We start from the raw sequence: 17476 nt of genomic DNA on the forward strand, positions 1-17476 counted from the left end.
AGACCGGAAGCGGCAATTCGCAAAGCTGCACCCTGGCCCTCGCAAAGGGCATGCCGGCCACGGCTCGTGATCGCTCAGACGCGCTCGTCCAGGAGCTGTTTCACCATTGCGACCGCATTGCGGGCACCGTCGAGTGCGAGAGCGATGCCGGGCGGGTTTCGGCCGATTCCGGCGGCGACGGCGGCCGCCAACCGATCTGGTGTCAAAGCCCCCTCCCCCGAAATCCGCAGGCAACGCGCCAGCCCGGCACGCTCCATCGCTTCGGCTCTGACGGCCTGCTCCGTCTCGCCACCGGCATCGAACGGGACGACGATGGCGGGGCGCCGTGCGGCGACGAGGTCGAGCACCGTGTTATAGCCCGCCTGGCTGATCGAGATCGCACAGCCGGCGAGCAGCGCCGGGAAATCGGGCCGCACGCGCTCGACCGTGACATGCGCCGGCGCGTCTGCCCGCAGCCGGCCGAAGACGTCCCCGCCGACCGCACGCCCGACTAGGATGCGCCAGCGCCGCTCCTGCGGACCGAGCTTCGCCGCCGCGATGGCGAGTGCGAACAACGGAATGGCCGCGGCGGAACCGCCGCCGGATACGAGCACTTCGCCGGTCTCGATCGGCGCGTCGGCAGCCGGCGCTTCGGCCATGTAGCCGGTGTAGCGCAGCTTGGCCGCCAGCCTCGCATCGACTGGCCAGGAGCGGTCGAGCGGCAGGAAATCCGCATCGCCATGGACCAGCACCGCATCGAACAGCGTCGCGAGCCGCCCCTCGGCCTCCGCTATGCGCTCAGGGCGCGGCCTTACCAGCACGTCCCGGACCGAGGAGAGCACGAGGGTCCTCGGATTGGCGGCCCGCGCCGCCGCGATCAGGGCGAGAAATTCGGCGGCGAGCTGTCGGCGCCCGAACGGGAAATGTTCGACGATCACCGCATCGGGCCGCAAACCTGTCGCCAGCCCTTCCAAAGCCGCAACGCGCTGGGCCTTGCGTTCGAGGTCGATGGGCCGACCGGCCTCGTCGAGCAGCGTGCGGAAATCGATGCCCTCCGTTCTGACCGGCGGCAACTGCACGAAGGTGAAGGGCTCCTGCTCCATCGGCCACAACGGCATGCCGCCGCTCGCCAGAGTCACCGCGAACCCTTCTCGCGCCAGCGCCCGTGCCAGATTGGCCGCACGCACCAGATGGCCCGACCCGAGCAGATGCGTCACCGCGATGAGGACGGTCGCGCTCATGCCTTTTCTTCGGCAGAGGCGTGTAGCCGCGCAGCGATGCCGTCCAGTCCGGCAGCCGCCGAGAAGGCGCCGGTCAGCCGCGCCAGCGCGCGATAGCCGAGCTGCCCCCGCTGCTGCGGCGAACAGGCGAGCTCACCGAGCACCCCGGCAAGCCCGTCGATGTCACCGGGCTGCACCAGAAGCCCCTCGACACCATGCCGAACGAATTCCGGAATCCCGGCGAAATCGGTTGCCACGATCGGCAGGGCCTGGCTCGCGGCCTCCATCACGACGTTCGGCAGCCCGTCGCGGTCGCCGTCGCCGGCCTGCTTCGAGGGCAGGACGAAGAGATCGGCAGCCCTGAGCGCGGCGATGACCTCGTCCTGCGCCTTCGGTCCCGCCCAGACGACCTTGTCATCGAGGCCGAGGGAACGCGCCTTCTCCTTCAGCGTCGTCAGCATCTCGCCGCCGCCGATATGGGTCAGCCGCCAATGCAATATGCAGGGCAATCGGGCCAGGGATTCCAGCAGATCGTCGAAGCCCTTCTTCGCCACGGCTCGCCCGATGGTGACGAAGCGCACCGGATCGGCCGCATCCGAGCCGTCGCGACCGGACCTCGGGGCGGGCGGCGGAAAGCGGGTGAGGTCGAGCCCGTGATAGACGAGCTCCACTTTGTCGGGCTGGTCGGAGAGCCGCCCGAGCTCGCGAAAGCCGTCCTGCGTGCAGGTCACGCCCCAGGCGGCATCGGCGATCTTCTCCCGTTTTTCCCAGTCGGGCGTCGTCCAGATGTCCTTGGCATGGGCGGAGAAGGACCAGCTCAGGCCGCGCAGCAGGGCCGCGTAGCGGATGACCGAAGCCGGCGTGTGCAGGTAATGCACATGCAGGTGCCGGATATCCTCGGGCAGTTCTCGCGCCATCACGCAGGCCTGACCGAAGCGGCGCAGGCGGTTGCGCGTCCGGTCACGGGCAAGATCGCGCAGGAAGAGCGCCAGGAGCTTGCGGAAGCCGGGCTGGGTCAACGCGCCGAACACTGCGCGCGCCACCCGCCCCGGTTCGTCATGCAGATATTCCGGCAGGTAGCGCACCGGTGCGATGATCTGGTTGTGCATCAGGTGCTTGGCGCCGTCGGTCGGATGCCGGAGCGACCAGATCTCGAAGGCGAGGCCGCGCTGTTGCAGCCCGAGCAATTCCTGCGCGATGAAGGTCTCCGACAGCCGCGGATAGCCCTTCATCGCCACCGCGATACGCGGCACCGTGCCTGTCGTCATCGCCGGCCGATCAGCATGAAGCGTGTATAGTTTTTCGTCGGCCGTGCCCCGGCGAACCAGACCTCGGCAAGCCCCGCCTGCTCGCGGAAGGCATCGAGGGAGGCCACGCAGCTGCGATGATCCGGCTCGCGGTAATAGTCGTTGGATTGCAGCACGAGCGGCAGGCCGGCCGGCAAACTCGCGATCCAGCCCGGCACGTCGGCGAGATGCTCGCAGCTTGTGTTGACGACGAGCCCGGGCCTGGGTGACTGAGCCGCGAAATCAAGCGCCATCATGTCCGCTGTCGCTGCCCGGAAGCGGCCGGAAGCGACATGGCGGTGATTCAGGATCTCCGCGATCGGCGCGCAGGTCGGGTCGATATCGAGGCTGACCACCTCATCGATAGCGAGTCTCGGATCGTCGAGCAGCAACGCTCCGAGCACACCATACCATGCGCCGAGCACCCAGACCGGGCCTTCCGGCTTCGGGCAGGCCTCGGCCAGCGCCTCGACGAGCCACTGCTTGGAGGCGATCTGCTTGTGGTTGCAGGCGATCGACAGGTCCGGCGGCGCGCCTTTGCCATAGAGGCGTGCGACATCGGCGACGATGCGGTTCCCGGATAAGGCCGCCATGCCGCGCAGCAGGTCGTGGAAGGCCTCGCAAGGAGGTTCAGGCGTCATGGTTCCGTCGTTGTCGGCAAAAACTGGCGGGACCATAGGCAGCGGTTGCGGCAAAGGCCAGCCTCCCGTGCCTGTTCAATCGCGCGGATTCGCCTCTTCCGTCCCGGATGCCGATCCCACCGCCGGCTCGGCCGCGTCGCCCGCTGTTTCCTCCGACGCAGCGGCCGGAATCGGCCTCGCCGCCATCGCCGCATCCTCGCGCTTGCGGCGGGCAATTTCCGGCGCGCTCGCAAAGCCATAGGCCGTCAACGGCTTCTCGCGCCCCTTGATCGCGATCTTGAGCGGCACGGTTCCAGCGTAGCTGCGGCCGGTAGTGCGAATCGTGTCTTCCGACACCACGACATCGGCGAGAACCCGGCGCGTCGCGGCTTCGAGCTGGCTCGCGATCATGACCGTTTCACCAACCGTGATCTCGCGCCGGCCGAGATTGTCGTTCTCGACCGCACCGGTGATGGCATCGCCGGTATGGATCCCGATCCCGATCCTCAGCGGCAGAGGCAGCGCCACACCAAACTCGCGGTTGAGCGCGTCAACCGCCCGTACGATGTCGGCCGCAGCGCTGATCGCCGCCTGCGCGCCGCGCGCCTGCGAGCCCTCGAGGCCGAACACGGCCATGAAGCCATCGCCGTAGAAGGCATCGATGCGCCCGTCATGGGCCGTGATCGCCTGGCCCATCTCGTCGAAGAAGCGGTTGAGCAGACCGATCAGTTCGCGGGGCAGCTGCCGCTCCGAGAGCGCCGAGAAGGCACGCAGATCGGCGACCACCACCGTCAGGCCGCGTTTGTTGACGGCATCGTCGGGCTGCAACGTGCGCGCACCGGCGGCGTTCAGGCGCGAGGCGAGCAGGATCTGCACCTGCAGGTCGTCTTGCGGCCTGATCTGGCAGGCAAGCCGGACACCTTCCGGCGCGGAGATGCGCCGCAGCAACCTGGCTTCGTTCGGCCCCGGCGACGGCAGCTTGTCGATGCCGTCCATCACCAGCACGCGGCAGGTGGCGCAGCGCGCCCGCCCGCCGCAGAGCGCCGCGTGCGGAATGCCGAAGCGCCGGAACATCTCAAGCACCGTCGGCCCCGGCACCAGCCGCCGCGTACCGTGACCGACGAAACGTACCGTGATCTCCCGTCGCGTCCTGACCCGGATCTCGCGGATGCCGACGAACAGCACGAAGGCGCCCACCAGCCCGTAGAAGGCGCTCTTCGCCCACATCACGTCGCGGTCGAACATCACCCGCTGCGCGTCGGTGACGAACTCGGGCGGGAGCGCCATCCGCTCGGCCTCGCGTGCCGCCACCATGAAGCCGATCAATGCCAGCAGCGGGATCAGGATCGAGACGAGCAGGAACGGATCGCGCCAATGGCGATAGGCGTCGCGCGAACGCAGCATGAAATGGAGACCGAGGATGCCATKCGTCCAGACCAGCAGCAGCAGCAGCGACTGCAGCAGCGCACGGCTCGGCCACAGCCGCCGAAGCACGGCATGATAGGTCTCGTCGACGCCGAAATAATACCCCAGCACGCGCGTGCTGACGATGTGATCGACCAGCAGGAGCGGTATCGCGAGACCCAGCGCGATCTGCAGCATCTCGCGCAGCGGCATCTTGAAGGTGCGCCGCTGGACCACGCGCAGCAGCGCGAACACCGGATGGATGATCAGTGCGCCGTAGAGCACGATCGTCCCGATGCGGGAATGCCAGACATTGTAGCGCCAGTCCTGGACGCGCTCCATGACATCGAGGCCGAGGATGCCCATGGCATGGTTGAGGAAATGCGTCGTCGCGAAGGTCAGCAGGATCAGGCCCGAGACGAGGCGGATGTCGCGGCTCCAGGACGAGACCTGATCGATGCTCGCGCCCATGCTGCTGCGCGCCATCTGCGGGCGCTGCGTGCCGGCGGCTTGTGGCCGATTCATACGACGCTTGACCTCATCAGACGGTTTCGTGCTCGCGGAGCAAGACGCTCGCAAGACGATGAACGCGATCCGCCAGGTCGCGGCAGACCGCAAGGCTGAATTCCGGCACGGTCTGGAGCAGTTCGAAGAACAGGTCCTTCGGAATTCTCAGCGCCAGGACCGGCGTCTTCGCGCTGACCGTGCCGATGAACGGCCGGCCGCTGAGCAGCGATACGTCTCCGGTAATGCTGCCGGCGTCCTTCTGGAACCGACGCCCTTCGCCGTCCGGGCGCGACTGCGAGAATTCGACATCCCCCTCGAGAATGACATAGACGCCGTCCAGCCGGTCCTTCTGGTCGATCAGGACTGCACCCGGTTCGAAGCGCAATCTTTCGCCCATGAGGGCGACGAGCTTGAGCCGCGAGGGAGGCATGTCGCGAAACAGCGGCAGGCTGCGCAAGCAGCCGATATCGGCTTCCAGACTCATGACCGTGCCTCCATTCGCTGGGCATCCGCAAAGCGTAACGCCTGGCCGCCGACATCGTTCGCCGCCTCGAGCGCCCCGCCCGCCTCGACCGAGCCGGTCGCCCCATGGAAAACGACCCGCATCGGGACATCCTCAACGAGTCTAGCATCTCCCAGCAGAAGAAACAGCGTCATACCAGCGCAATAGCTGCGTAGCCGGGCGACGATCTTCTCCGGCTCGTCGGAGATTGCGAGCAGGGCCGAGACGTCGAGCACAGCGATCTGCGGCGCCTTGACGAGAGCCTGCGCCAGGGGAATCGCATGCAGCAGACGCGCTGGCAGATAGCGCCCGCGGATGCCGCTCTCGGTATCGAGCCCGAGGCGATACAGCGCTTCCCCGAGGCCTGAGCGTTCGAGCGCCTGCAACACGATCTCCGCCACCTTCCGGCCTGCGTCGGGGATGCCGTAGCCGATGCGGCCGAACATCAGGTTGTCCCGCACGCTGGCGCCGAGCATGACCTTATCGGGAGCATAGAAGTCCACATCGGCTGCAGCATCGGCCGGCAGGTGCTTGCGGAAGCTTGCCCGCGCTCTGAGGACACGGCGCTCGAGCCGGTCGTCGATCAGGTTCAGCCGGTGCTTGGGCTCGATATAGCCCAGTGCCAGCGCCACCAGGTCGCGCTCCGTCTCCTGGTCGAGCGGGCTTCGCATATCGTGCTTGGCCAGGATGGCCGCCAGCTCGTTGAGGCGCTCGAAATCGAAATTCTCGCCGAAGGTATAGCGCTCGAACAGCGCATGCCCTGGCGGCAGGCCGGCGAAGATCTCGACGACGGTCGCGACGATCCGCCCGCCCATCTCGGTCATCGGCTCGACCAGGGCCTCCGCCTTGAGGATCGATTGGGCGTAAGGCTCGAAGAGCAGCGTCGCATTGGCGAAGCGGGCGCTGGTCCGTGTCCCGAAGATCAGGTTTTCGGCAATCGAAGCATTTCGGTTGTAGCGGTCGAGGACGAAGGGCTCGATCAGCTCGCCAAGGTTGATGCGCTCGAGCTCCGCCGCCACGACCTGACGGGCGGTAATGATGCGCTCGGTGGCTTCCGCGCTCACCGGCGGCATCACCTTGCCGCCCAGGCCGAGCTCGAACACGTCCTGCGTGCAGCCGAACACGTCGAGCAGCTCGCGCACCCGCGCCGCGAGCTCGGCCGCGTCGGCGACCCCGACGCCGTCGTAATCCGTCCAGTCCGCTTCGAACGGAAATGGCGAGTTGCCCGAGCGGACCGCCTCGACAAAGCGGCGATGCTCCTCCGGTGAAACCGGCCCCTCGGACTTGATCTCCGGCCGACGCCGCCGCAGCGGCAACAGGATGTTGTCCCGCATCGTCCCGGCGATGATCTCCGCTTGGTCTCCGGAATAGCCGATCAGATGGCTCGCCCGCTCGACCGACATGTCCGCGAGCAGTTCGCCATCGATGAGCACCCGCCCCGAATAATTTGTCGCCTGTCGCCCGAGGATGCGGCCGAGCACATCCCCGCCACTGCCATGGGGGCCGATCAACGCGACGCAGCCCGGGCGCTGAAGGCTGAATGAAAGCGGCGTCAGCAGCGGCTGCCCGCGATTGTCCAGCATCTGCACGGCCTCGAGCCGGATGCTTCCCTTGACCGGCAGCGGCGAGCAGCCATTCGCCTCGTCGAGGACGAGCGTGTCGTCGCTGTTGAACTGGGAAATCACCTGCTCGTATTTGATCGTGACGTCGTTGCGCTGCTGGTCCCAGTCGATCAGCTCCTTGATCGGCGAAGGCAGGTCACGATAGGCCGCGATCACCGCCACCAGCTGGCCGATGTCGAGGCGTCCCTGCAGCGCGAAATAGCCGCCTATCGCATAGAAGAAGAACGGCGTGACCTGCGCCAGCAGGTTATTGAGGAACTTGACCGCGAACTTGCGCTTGTAGAGCTCGTAGCGGATGTCGAAGAGGCGCCCGAGGCGCGCGGCGATATCCGCCTGAACGTATCCCGCAGCGCCGTGCCCCTGGATCATCGGCCCGGCATCGACGATTTCGCCGATCCTTCCTGCAAGCTGGCGGGATGCGATCTGGCGCTCGCGGCCCAATCTCAGCTGCTCGCGGCGCAGGATCGGGATGATGATGGCCTGCGCCAGCACGATCAGCAGGGCGATCGAGCCGAGCCAGAAGCTCTGCACCATGATGAAAACGAGCGCGGTCAGGGCTTGGCTCAGCAGGAAGACCGGCTGGATGAACGCGTCGCCGACGAAGCCGCCGATGGGCTCGACCTCGTCCTTGATCATGCTGGCGATCTCTGCCGGCTTGACTGCCCGGATCTCCTCCGGGCGAAACCGCAGCAGCTGGCTGAAAAGGTCGTAGCGCATGCGCCGCAGCATGCGCTCGCCGAGAATGCCCTTGCGCACGTTGACGATGTATTTGAAGGCGCCGTTGATCAGAACGAGCACCAGGAAATAGCTGGAGAGCCCCATGAGGAGCCCGACCTGATTGACCTGAAACCCTTCGAACAGCCTCAGCGTCGCCCCACCGAGCCAGGACGGCAGATGCAGCGTCATTTCCATGAAGGTGGCGGTGGTCTTGCCGCCTCTGAAGGCCCCTCCCTGGATGGCGTCGTTGACGATCCGCTTGGGGACGTCGAACGAGGCCCAGTTGAAGGGTATCGAGACAACGATGATCAGCAGGACGATGATCTGCTCGCCGCGACTCTTCTGCCAGATGTAACGGAAGAGGTTGGGCTCCAAAGGGCAATCCTGTCGCGAAACGCCGACGGCGCTGTCATCTCGGGGCAAGGCCCCTGCGAGCGACCATATGTGGTGAGGTTGCGGCGGAGTGCAATGCGAGCCACTTTGAACCTGCGGCACAGCCGGATCGCGCCGCGTCGGGGGTCGATGTGAGGCGCCTGTTGCTCCGTACGGCCATTGCCTGTGCTGCTCTTGTGGTCGCGGTTGCTTCCCCCCTTGCATCCGCCTGCGCCGAAGTCGCAGCCGGCAACGCTTCCGACCTCCTGCATGATGGCTTCGACAAGGGCGGTTTCGCCGCCGAGGGCGGGCTATTCTACAAGGAGAACGTCGAGCAGCGCGCCGGCCGGATGGTTTTCAGCCCTGCCTCGCCTTCGGCCGGCACCGGCGCGCTGACCCTCACGGTCATGGCGGCCTGCCCACCCCACCAGCTCGGCTGCAGCGAGCGCGCCGAGGTCTGGGAGCGCCCGCAGGTGCTTGCTCCCTATGGCAGCACGGTCTGGTACGGGCTGGCCCTGCGTCTCGACGCCCCGCTGCCGCAGGACGATCGCAGATATGTGATCGCCCAATGGAAGCGAGAGATCCTCCCCGGCGCCGTGGGAGACTACTCGCCCTTCCTGGCACTGCGGCTCTATCGCGGGCATCTCGGCGTCACCGTCGAGACGGATCGCATCGCGTCCTATCCAATCGGGAGCCCCGAGCGCCCGGATGGCTGCCGCCCCGGCGAGGCCCTGGTGCTCGACCGCCCGAAGGTTCGCCAGACGCGGGCTCTGGTCGCGATCGAGGCCGGCGCTGCGCGCGAAAGCTACCCCGGCTATTTCGATGCCTGTGCCCCGGGCATCCAGGTCACACGCCATGCCGATCTGCCGGCGGCCCGGAACGGTTGGATCGATTTCGTGATCCGATCGCAACCAGGCCCCCATGGCGACGGATACATCGAGATCATGGCCAACGGCGACCCGATCGTGACCATCCGCGGGCATATCGGCCATAGCGGCCCGGGTCTCGCCACCAACCAGTACTTCAAATTCGGCCCCTACCGCGCCCCCGGCCTCCAGCCCTGGAGCGTCAGCTACGGCGGTTTCCGCCGGGGGCCGCGTTGCAGCGATGTCATCCGGCTCGGCCAATGTCCGGCCGAATGAGTCGCTATGTCGAAAGTCATTGGCAAGACCGAACTTTAGACGTCTAGTGAAGTCAGGAGAATTGCGGACGGTTCCGGGGTGGCGTCAGATCGGGCTATGGATATCCTGCGCATCAGCGACCTGCGTATCGGCTTCACGGTTCACGGCCTGTCCCGCGAGGTGGTGAAGGGCGCGAGCCTGCGCGTTCCCGCCGGCAAGACCGTCGCGCTCGTGGGCGAATCCGGCTCCGGCAAATCAGTCATCTCGCAGGCCATCATGGGCCTGTTGCCCCGCGCGGGCGCCGTGACGGGGGGTGAGATTCTGTTCCGCGACCCGCTGGCGCCGCAGAGCGTGACCGACATCGCGGCGCTGCCTGCCGAAGGCCCCGAGATCCGGGCCCTGCGCGGCGGCCGCATCGGCATGATCTTCCAGGAGCCGATGTCCTCGCTCTCGCCGGTCCACACCATCGGCAACCAGATCGAGGAAGCCTTGCTCCTGCATCGGCCGATGCCGAAAGCCGAGGCGCGCGGCCTGATCGAGGCCATGCTGAAGCGCGTCGGCTTCAAGAACGCCCATCGCGCCTATGGGCTGTATCCCTTCGAGCTCTCCGGCGGCCTGCGCCAGCGCGCCATGCTTGCCATGGCGCTGATCTGCAAGCCGGCCCTGCTGATCGCCGACGAGCCGACCACCGCGCTCGACGTCACCATCCAGGCGCAGGTGCTCGACCTGATGCGCGATCTCCAGGCCGAGATGGGCATGGCGATCCTGCTGATCACCCACGATCTCGGCGTCGTCGCCAACATGGCCGACGAGGTGGTGGTGATATTCCACGGCGAGATCCTGGAGCGAGGCCCGGTCGAGGACATTTTCCGGCAGCCGCGCCATCCCTATCTCAAGGCGCTGCTGAACGCCTCGCCGCATTTCGACATGCAAGAGGGCGAGCGCCTCGTCGCGCTGCGCGAAGCCAGGCCCCGCCCCCCGGCGGCGCCCCGCCCCGCCCCGCCGCCGGGAGATCGCGAGAACACGCCGCTCCTGCGGGTCCGCAACCTCCGCAAGACCTATGTCACCGGCTCCCGCGGCTTCTTCGGCAAGGGTACGCAAAGTGTCGTGAAAGCCGTCGACGATGTCAGCTTCGACATCCGCCGCGGCGAATGCCTCGGTCTCGTCGGCGAGAGCGGCTGCGGCAAGACGACGGTCAGCAAGATCGTGATGCGGGCCGTCACAGCCGATTCGGGAGAAGTCGTCTTCGATGACGGCCATGAACGGGTCGACGTGCTCGGGCTGAAGGGCGAGGCATTGCGGGCCTTCCGCCCGCGCATCCAGATGATCTTCCAGGATCCCGTCTCGTCGCTGTCGCCACGCATGACGGTGATGAACATCCTGCGCGAGCCGCTCGCGGTCCACGACAGGGGCCACTCTGCTGCTCAGGACGAACGGGTTCGCTCCCTGATGCAGGATGTCGGGCTCGATGTCCGCTTCCTGAACCGCTATCCGCATTCCTTCTCGGGCGGCCAGCGCCAGCGCATCGGCATCGCCCGCGCCCTGGCGCTCGATCCCGAGCTGATCATCTGCGACGAACCGGTCTCGGCGCTCGATGTCTCCGTGCAGGCGCAGATCCTCAACCTGCTGAAGGATCTCCAGGCCGAACGGGACCTCACCTTCCTGTTCATCTCGCACAACCTCGCCGTGGTGAACTACATGGCGGATCGCATCGCGGTGATGGCCAATGGCCGCATCGTCGAGCTGGCGCCGCGCCATATCCTCTTCACCAAGCCGGTCCATCCCTACACCAAGGCGCTGCTGCGCTCCGTGCCTTTCCCCGATCTCGATCGCAAGCTCGACTTCAAGCTCGCGGCGCCTGGCGGTGCATCCGATGACAGCCATTGGGGTGACGCCTTCAAGGTCGGTTCCGACGCCTCTGACCTGGCGCATCTGTCGCTCGGAAGCGGTCACTACGTCCTTGCGCGGCCCAATGCCGATGTGCGGGAGATGGTCCCATGACCTCCCGTCGCTCGCACACGACGCGCCGCGGCGCCCTGCTGTTGGGAACGGTCGCGCTTGCCGGGGCCGCGCTGCCCCGCCGCGCGCTGGCTCAACCTGCCCCGATCGACAGCCCCTTCTTCGCCGAGAAGGTCGCCGCGGGGACGCTGCCGCCGGTGGCGCAGCGCCTGCCGGCGTTGCCCCGCCTCATTAACCTCGGCAAGCTCGGCCGCACCCCGGGGCGCCATGGCGGCAATATCCGCATGCTGATGGGCGATCAGCGCGATGTCCGGATGATGACCCTCTACGGCTACACGCGCCTGATGGTCTACGATGAGACTCTGGAGCTCGTGCCGGACGTTCTCGAGAGCTGCGACGTCCAGGACGGCCGCATCTTCACGCTGCGCCTGCGCACCGGCCATCGCTGGTCCGACGGCTCTCCCTTCACCACGGAGGATTTCCGCTACTGGTGGGAGGATGTCGCCAACAACAAGCGCCTGTCGCCCGGCGGACCGCCTCAGGCGATGCTGGCTGGCGGCAATCTCCCCTTCTTTGAAGTGCTGAGCGAGACCGAGGTTCGCTACAGCTGGGAGATGCCGAACCCGATCTTCCTGCCGGCGCTGGCGGGCGCGCAACCGACCTATATCTTCATGCCGTCGCGCTACCTCAAGCAGTTCCACGAGAAGCACGCACCCAAGCACGAGTTGGTCCAGCGGGTGAAGGAGAACCGCGTGCGCGACTGGGGCGCGCTCCATGAGCGCCTCTCGCGCATGTACCGGCCGGAAAACCCGAACCTTCCGACGCTCGAGCCCTGGCGCAACACCACGCCCCTGCCGGCCGAGCAATTCGTGTTCGAACGCAATGCCTTCTTCCACCGTGTCGACGAGAAGGGCCGGCAGCTGCCCTATGCCGATCAGGTCACGCTGACCCTCGGTACGAGCTCACTGATCCCGGCCAAGGCGGCTGCGGGAGAGGCCGATCTTCAGGCCCGCTACATCCGCTTCGACAACTACACCTTCCTCAAGGAGGCCTCGAAGCGGATGAACTTCGAGGTCAAGCTCTGGAAACGGGCCGAGGGCTCCTACTTCGCGCTTCTGCCGAATCTGAACGCCATCGATCCGGTCTGGCGCGACCTCAATCGCGACGTGCGCTATCGCCGCGCGCTCTCGGTCGCGATCAATCGCGCCGACGTCAACAAAGTGATCTTCTTCGGCTTGGCACGCGAAAGCGCCAACACGGCCTTGCCGGAAAGCCCGCTCTACGATCCGACGCTCGCTTCGCTCTGGATTCAGCATGACCCCGGGCTGGCGAACCGGCTTCTCGACGAGATCGGCCTGACCAAGCACGACGATGACGGCGTGCGCCTGCTTCCCGACGGGCGCAGGCTCGAATTCACCATCGAAACGGCCGGCGAGAACACGGAGGAGACGGACATCCTCGACCTCCTCAAGCAGGATTTCTTGACCGTCGGCATCAAAATCTATCCGCGCTCCACGCAACGCGACGTCTTCCGCCGCCGCATCGTCGCGGGCCAGACCGTCATGTCGGCCTGGGCCGGCATGGACAACGCGCTCGTCACCTCCGACATGGAACCTGATGCGCTGGCGCCGACCTCCTCGGCTCAGTTCCAGTGGCCGCGTTGGGGCCAGTTCATCGAGACCAGCGGCCGCGAGGGCGAGAGACCGGCCTCGCACGAGGTCAACGAACTGGTGCGGCTCTACGAGGAATGGCGGATGAGCTCGACGCGCGACCAGCGCCGCGCCATCTGGCACAAGATGCTGGCCATCAATGCCGAGCAGGTGTTCACCATCGGCGTGATCAACAGCACGCTGCAACCCATCGTCGTCTCCCGCGATCTGCGCAATGTGCCCGAGGTCGGCCTCTACAGCTTCGAGCCCGGTGCCTTCATCGGCCGCTACATGCCCGACACCTTCTGGTTCGATCGGCCAGAGACCAAAGGCTGATCCGTGCTGTTCCGCTACATCCTCAAGCGCATCCTGATCATGATCCCGACGCTGCTGGTCACCAGCGCGCTGATCTTCACCGTGATCAATCTCCCGGAAGGGGATTATTTCGAGACTCTCGCGGCCGAAATGCAGGCACAGGGCGAGAAGGCCGATATGAGCCGCATCGAATTCCTGAAACAGGAATACGGCTTCGACAAACCTCCGGTCGAACGCTATTTCTGGTGGGTCGCGGGCCTGCTTCAGGGCGATATGGGCTATTCCTTCGAATATCAGCGGCCGGTCAGGGAGATCGTCGGCGACCGCCTGCTGCTGACCATGCTGGTATCCTTCGCCACCATCATCTTCACCTGGATCGTGGCCTTCCCGATCGGCATCTACTCGGCCACGCATCAATACAGCTGGGGCGACTACGGGCTGACTTTCCTCGGTCTCATCGGGCTCGCGGTCCCGCATTTCCTGTTGGCCCTGGTCTTCATGTATCTCGCCAATCTCTGGTTCGGCCTCTCGATCGGCGGCCTCGTCGACCCGCAATATCTCAACCAGCCGATGAGCTGGGCCAAGCTCCGATCCGTGCTGGAGCATCTCTGGATTCCCGTCATCATCATCGGCGCCGGCGGCACCGCCGGCATGATCCGGGCGCTACGCGCCAATCTGCTCGACGAGCTGCAGAAGCAGTACTACGTCACCGCCCGCGCCAAGGGCCTGCCGCCCGGCAAGGCGCTGCGGAAGTACCCGCTGCGCATGTCGCTCAACTTCTTCATCTCGGATATCGGCGACATCCTGCCTTCGATCGTCTCGGGCGCCGAGGTCGTCGCCATCGTGCTCTCGCTGCAGACCACCGGCCCGCTGCTCATCCGGGCCCTGCAAGCCCAGGACATGTATCTCGCCGGCTCCTTCCTGATGTTCCTCTCCTTCCTGACCGTGATCGGCGTGCTGATCTCTGACATCGCGCTCGCCATCCTGGATCCGCGCATCCGTCTTCAGGGGGCCGCGACCAAGTGAAGGCGAACTCACTCAACACGCTCCCGCCCGACGGCGCGCCGCTGCCGCATGCGGCTTCGACCGCGCCTTTCGAGCCCTATGCCACCGAGGTGATGACGCCGCAGCAGGAGCGGGTCTATCTCGCGTCGCAGTGGCAGCTGATGTGGTGGAAGTTCCGCCGGCACAAGCTCGCGGTCGTCTCCGCCTTCGTCATCGTGGCGATCTACGCGATGGCGGCCTTCGCCGAATTCCTCGCCCCCTACCATTACACGACGCGCAATACCGACTTCATCCGCGCGCCGGGCCAGAGCGTCCACCTCTTCCACGAAGGCAGCTTCATCGGCCCCTTCGTCTACCCGTACACGATGCGGCTCAACTTGGAGAATCTGAAGCGGGAATACGAGGTCGACAGCACACAGCCGCAGAAGCTGCGCTTCTTCTGCCGCGGCGACGACAGCTACATGTTCTGGGGGATGATCCCGGGCAGCTGGCGCCTCGTCTGCCCCCCGAAGGACGGCACCTTCTTCTGGCTCGGCTCGGACCGGCTCGGACGCGACATGCTCTCGCGCATCCTCTATGGCGGCCGCATCTCGCTCTCGATCGGCCTGCTCGGCGTCTCCGTCTCCTTCGTCCTCGGCGTCATCATCGGCGGGATCGCCGGCTATTATGGCGGCCGTATCGATCTGTTCATCCAGCGCATCATCGAAATCGTGCAGTCGCTGCCGCATATCCCGCTCTGGCTGGCACTGGCCTCGATCATGCCGCCGTCATGGAGCCCAGTGGTGGTCTATTTCGGCATCACCATCATCCTAGGCCTGATGGACTGGACGGGGCTTGCCCGCTCGGTCCGCTCGAAGCTGCTGTCGCTGCGCGAGGAGGACTATGTCGTCGCCGCCCAGCTGATGGGCGCGAAGCCCGCCCGCATCATCGGCCTGCATCTGGTGCCGGGCTTCATGAGCCATCTCATCGCGTCGGCCACCATCACCATCCCGAAGACCATCCTCGGCGAGACCGCGCTCTCCTTCCTCGGCCTGGGCCTGAGACCCCCGATCACCAGCTGGGGCGTGATGCTGAACGAGGCCCAGAACATCAATGTAGTGGCGCTTTATCCTTGGCTGCTCTATCCGGTCGTCCCCGTGATCGTGATCATCCTCGCCTTCAACTTCCTTGGCGACGGCCTGCGCGATGCGGCCGATCCGTATCGCTGACCAGCCACGTTCCGCCCCTTTGCAGTATCGCCTTGCGCATTGCATTCCACACTCCGCTGAACCTGTTCGACGATGGCGGCGTCTCCGGCGACCGCCGCATGGCGCGCCAGCTCGTCGCGGCGCTGGAGACGTTGGGCCATGTCGTGGAACCTGTCCGGGCCGGCCGCGGCTACCTGCCCAGCGCCGATCCAGCTTGCCTCGACCAGCATCGCGCCGACGCTGCACGGCTTAGCGACCAACTGCTGGCGGACTATCGCTCCGGAATCCCGCGCCCCGATCTCTGGTTCACATATCACAACTACTACCGCGCCCCGGACCTGCTCGGCCCCGGGATCGCCACGGCACTCGGCATCCCCTATGTCACAGCCGAGGCCAGCGACTCCGAACGACGCGCCTTCGATGAATGGAGCGCCCAGACCGAAATCGTCCGGCACAGCCTCTCGGCAGGCGATGTCCACTTCTACTTCACCGATCGCGACCGCCAAGGGCTCGAACCCTGGCGCCGGCCCGGCACCGCTCTTCTGGAGCTCCCGCCCTTCATCACCTTCGGGGACGAGCCGCCGCGGCGCCGGAACCATTCCGGCCCTCCCCGCCTGATCACCATTGCAATGATGCGCGAGGGCACCAAGCAGAACAGCTATCTGACGCTCGCGCGCATTCTCGCCCGCATTGCCGATGCGGATTGGCGGCTCAGCATCGTCGGCGATGGCCGCCAGCGCGCCGTGATCGAAGCGGCTTTTGCGGGCCTGCCGCAAGGCCGGATCGATTGGCTCGGCCTGATACCGCGCGAGCGGGCGCTCGACGAGCTGACACGGCACGACATCTTCGTCTGGCCGGGCGTCCGCGAGGCCTATGGCCTGGTCTATCTCGAAGCCCAGGCGGTGGGACTGCCCGTGGTCGCCTTCGACAGCGGCGGCGTCTCCGCCACCGTGGTGCCGGGAGAGACGGCGCTCTTGGCTCCGGAAGGCGACGAAACCGCTTTCGCCGGCCATCTCGTCGCCATGCTGCAGGATAAGGCGCGCCGTGAACGGATGGGCGCCGCGGCGCGCCGTTTCGTATTGGACGAGCGCACCAACGCCCGCGCCGCCGCCAGGCTGGCCGAAGGGCTCGACCTCGCCTGCCGCCATCGCCGCGACAAACGCCAAGCTGCCGGTAGCGCTGCGTCATGAGCGAGACGCATTGGCAGACCCTGTCGCGGGAGCTCGATAACTGGCAGGCGGCCGGCCGCCAGTTGCGGCTCTGGCTTCGGGACGACGATGCGGTCGCGCCGACGCCGGCGCTGACGCGGCTCTCGGATCTTGCAGAACGCCATGGTGCACCTGTGCTGCTGGCGGTCATACCGATGTTGGCCGAGCCCGCCCTGGCCTCGGCGCTGGAGGACATGCCTCGCCTGCGCCCCTGCCAGCACGGCGGCTGGCATCGCAACCATGCACAGGCCGGGGCAAAGAAGTCGGAATTCGGCGCCGACCGCGCCGAGACCGCCGTCGATGGCGAGATCGCCGCGGGTCGCGACCGTCTGCGCGACCTGATCGGCAGCGACTTCCTGCCGGTCTTCGTGCCGCCCTGGAATCGCATCGATCCCGGCCACGCCGCCCGGCTCGGGAGCCTTGGCTTCTCCGGCCTGTCATGCTTTCGCAATTATCGCCACGGTCCCACCGGCGGTCCGCGCCTGCTCAACACCCAAATCGACGTTATGGACTGGCATGGCGGCCGCATGGGCCGGCGGCCGGATGACCTTCTGCCCGAGATCGTGGCGCAGATGATCGCGATGCGCGGCGATGTCCCCCATCGGGCGGCCGCGCTCGGTCTGCTCCTGCATCACCGCGACCATGACGAAGGCGCGTGGTCCGTTCTTCACGACATCTTGAGCCTCGCCGGGGCCCATCCGGCCGTGCATTTCGCTGATCCGGCCGAGCTTCTTCCTGGAAGAGTATAGGCTTGCCTCCGGCTAAGATGAATCCTTGCTCATTGCCACCGCCACGGGCTTGGT

The 17476-nt window shown here is 66.3% G+C and carries 13 protein-coding genes; 7 read left to right on the forward strand and 6 right to left on the reverse strand.

Annotated elements, in window-relative coordinates:
* Positions 1–74 precede the first annotated feature (74 nt).
* The 6 genes from AC1DE3_RS16540 to AC1DE3_RS16565 all read right to left on the reverse strand — a co-directional run bounded on the left by AC1DE3_RS16540 (position 75) and on the right by AC1DE3_RS16565 (position 8232).
* A complete protein-coding gene (locus AC1DE3_RS16540) occupies positions 75–1220 on the reverse strand; it encodes a glycosyltransferase family protein (RefSeq protein ID WP_476779998.1) in 1146 nt (381 codons plus the stop codon).
* Complete coding sequence (locus AC1DE3_RS16545) at positions 1217–2467, reverse strand: glycosyltransferase (protein ID WP_476779999.1); 1251 nt, start codon at positions 2465–2467, stop codon at positions 1217–1219. Before AC1DE3_RS16545 ends, AC1DE3_RS16540 begins: the two co-directional genes overlap by 4 nt.
* Entirely contained in the window at positions 2464–3126 is a 663-nt protein-coding gene (locus AC1DE3_RS16550; RefSeq protein ID WP_476780000.1) for a class I SAM-dependent methyltransferase, read from the reverse strand. The genes AC1DE3_RS16545 and AC1DE3_RS16550 overlap by 4 nt, the downstream gene beginning before the upstream one ends.
* 75 nt (positions 3127–3201) lie before the next feature.
* Entirely contained in the window at positions 3202–5034 is a 1833-nt protein-coding gene (locus tag AC1DE3_RS16555; protein ID WP_476852576.1) for an adenylate/guanylate cyclase domain-containing protein, read from the reverse strand.
* A gap of 16 nt (positions 5035–5050) precedes the next feature.
* On the reverse strand, positions 5051–5500 hold the full coding sequence (locus AC1DE3_RS16560; RefSeq protein WP_441510690.1) for a Crp/Fnr family transcriptional regulator: 450 nt from the start codon (positions 5498–5500) through the stop codon (positions 5051–5053).
* Complete coding sequence (locus tag AC1DE3_RS16565; RefSeq protein ID WP_476780002.1) at positions 5497–8232, reverse strand: ABC transporter transmembrane domain-containing protein; 2736 nt, start codon at positions 8230–8232, stop codon at positions 5497–5499. Before AC1DE3_RS16565 ends, AC1DE3_RS16560 begins: the two co-directional genes overlap by 4 nt.
* A gap of 161 nt (positions 8233–8393) precedes the next feature.
* Between AC1DE3_RS16565 and AC1DE3_RS16570 the strand changes: the two genes are divergently transcribed.
* The 7 genes from AC1DE3_RS16570 (at position 8394) to AC1DE3_RS16600 (ending at position 17422) form a co-directional block, all read left to right on the forward strand.
* The gene (locus AC1DE3_RS16570; RefSeq protein ID WP_476780003.1) at positions 8394–9371 is read left to right on the forward strand and encodes a polysaccharide lyase family 20 protein; all 978 of its coding nucleotides are present in this window, start codon (positions 8394–8396) and stop codon (positions 9369–9371) included.
* Between the two features lie 96 nt (positions 9372–9467).
* Complete coding sequence (locus AC1DE3_RS16575) at positions 9468–11351, forward strand: ABC transporter ATP-binding protein (RefSeq protein ID WP_476780004.1); 1884 nt, start codon at positions 9468–9470, stop codon at positions 11349–11351.
* The gene (locus AC1DE3_RS16580; RefSeq protein ID WP_476852577.1) at positions 11348–13294 is read left to right on the forward strand and encodes an ABC transporter substrate-binding protein; all 1947 of its coding nucleotides are present in this window, start codon (positions 11348–11350) and stop codon (positions 13292–13294) included. The genes AC1DE3_RS16575 and AC1DE3_RS16580 overlap by 4 nt, the downstream gene beginning before the upstream one ends.
* A gap of 6 nt (positions 13295–13300) precedes the next feature.
* Positions 13301–14299, forward strand: a complete 999-nt coding sequence (locus AC1DE3_RS16585; protein WP_441510723.1) for an ABC transporter permease — start codon at positions 13301–13303, stop codon at positions 14297–14299.
* Positions 14296–15486 (forward strand): ABC transporter permease, encoded by a 1191-nt coding sequence (locus AC1DE3_RS16590; RefSeq protein ID WP_441510695.1) that lies wholly within the window; start codon positions 14296–14298, stop codon positions 15484–15486. Before AC1DE3_RS16585 ends, AC1DE3_RS16590 begins: the two co-directional genes overlap by 4 nt.
* A gap of 32 nt (positions 15487–15518) precedes the next feature.
* The gene (locus tag AC1DE3_RS16595; RefSeq protein WP_476780006.1) at positions 15519–16655 is read left to right on the forward strand and encodes a glycosyltransferase family 4 protein; all 1137 of its coding nucleotides are present in this window, start codon (positions 15519–15521) and stop codon (positions 16653–16655) included.
* Positions 16652–17422, forward strand: coding sequence for a polysaccharide deacetylase family protein (locus tag AC1DE3_RS16600; protein ID WP_476852578.1), 771 nt, complete (start codon positions 16652–16654; stop codon positions 17420–17422). Before AC1DE3_RS16595 ends, AC1DE3_RS16600 begins: the two co-directional genes overlap by 4 nt.
* The last annotated feature ends 54 nt before the right edge of the window (positions 17423–17476 follow it).

The organism is Allobosea sp. 10L417 (assembly GCF_056395485.1).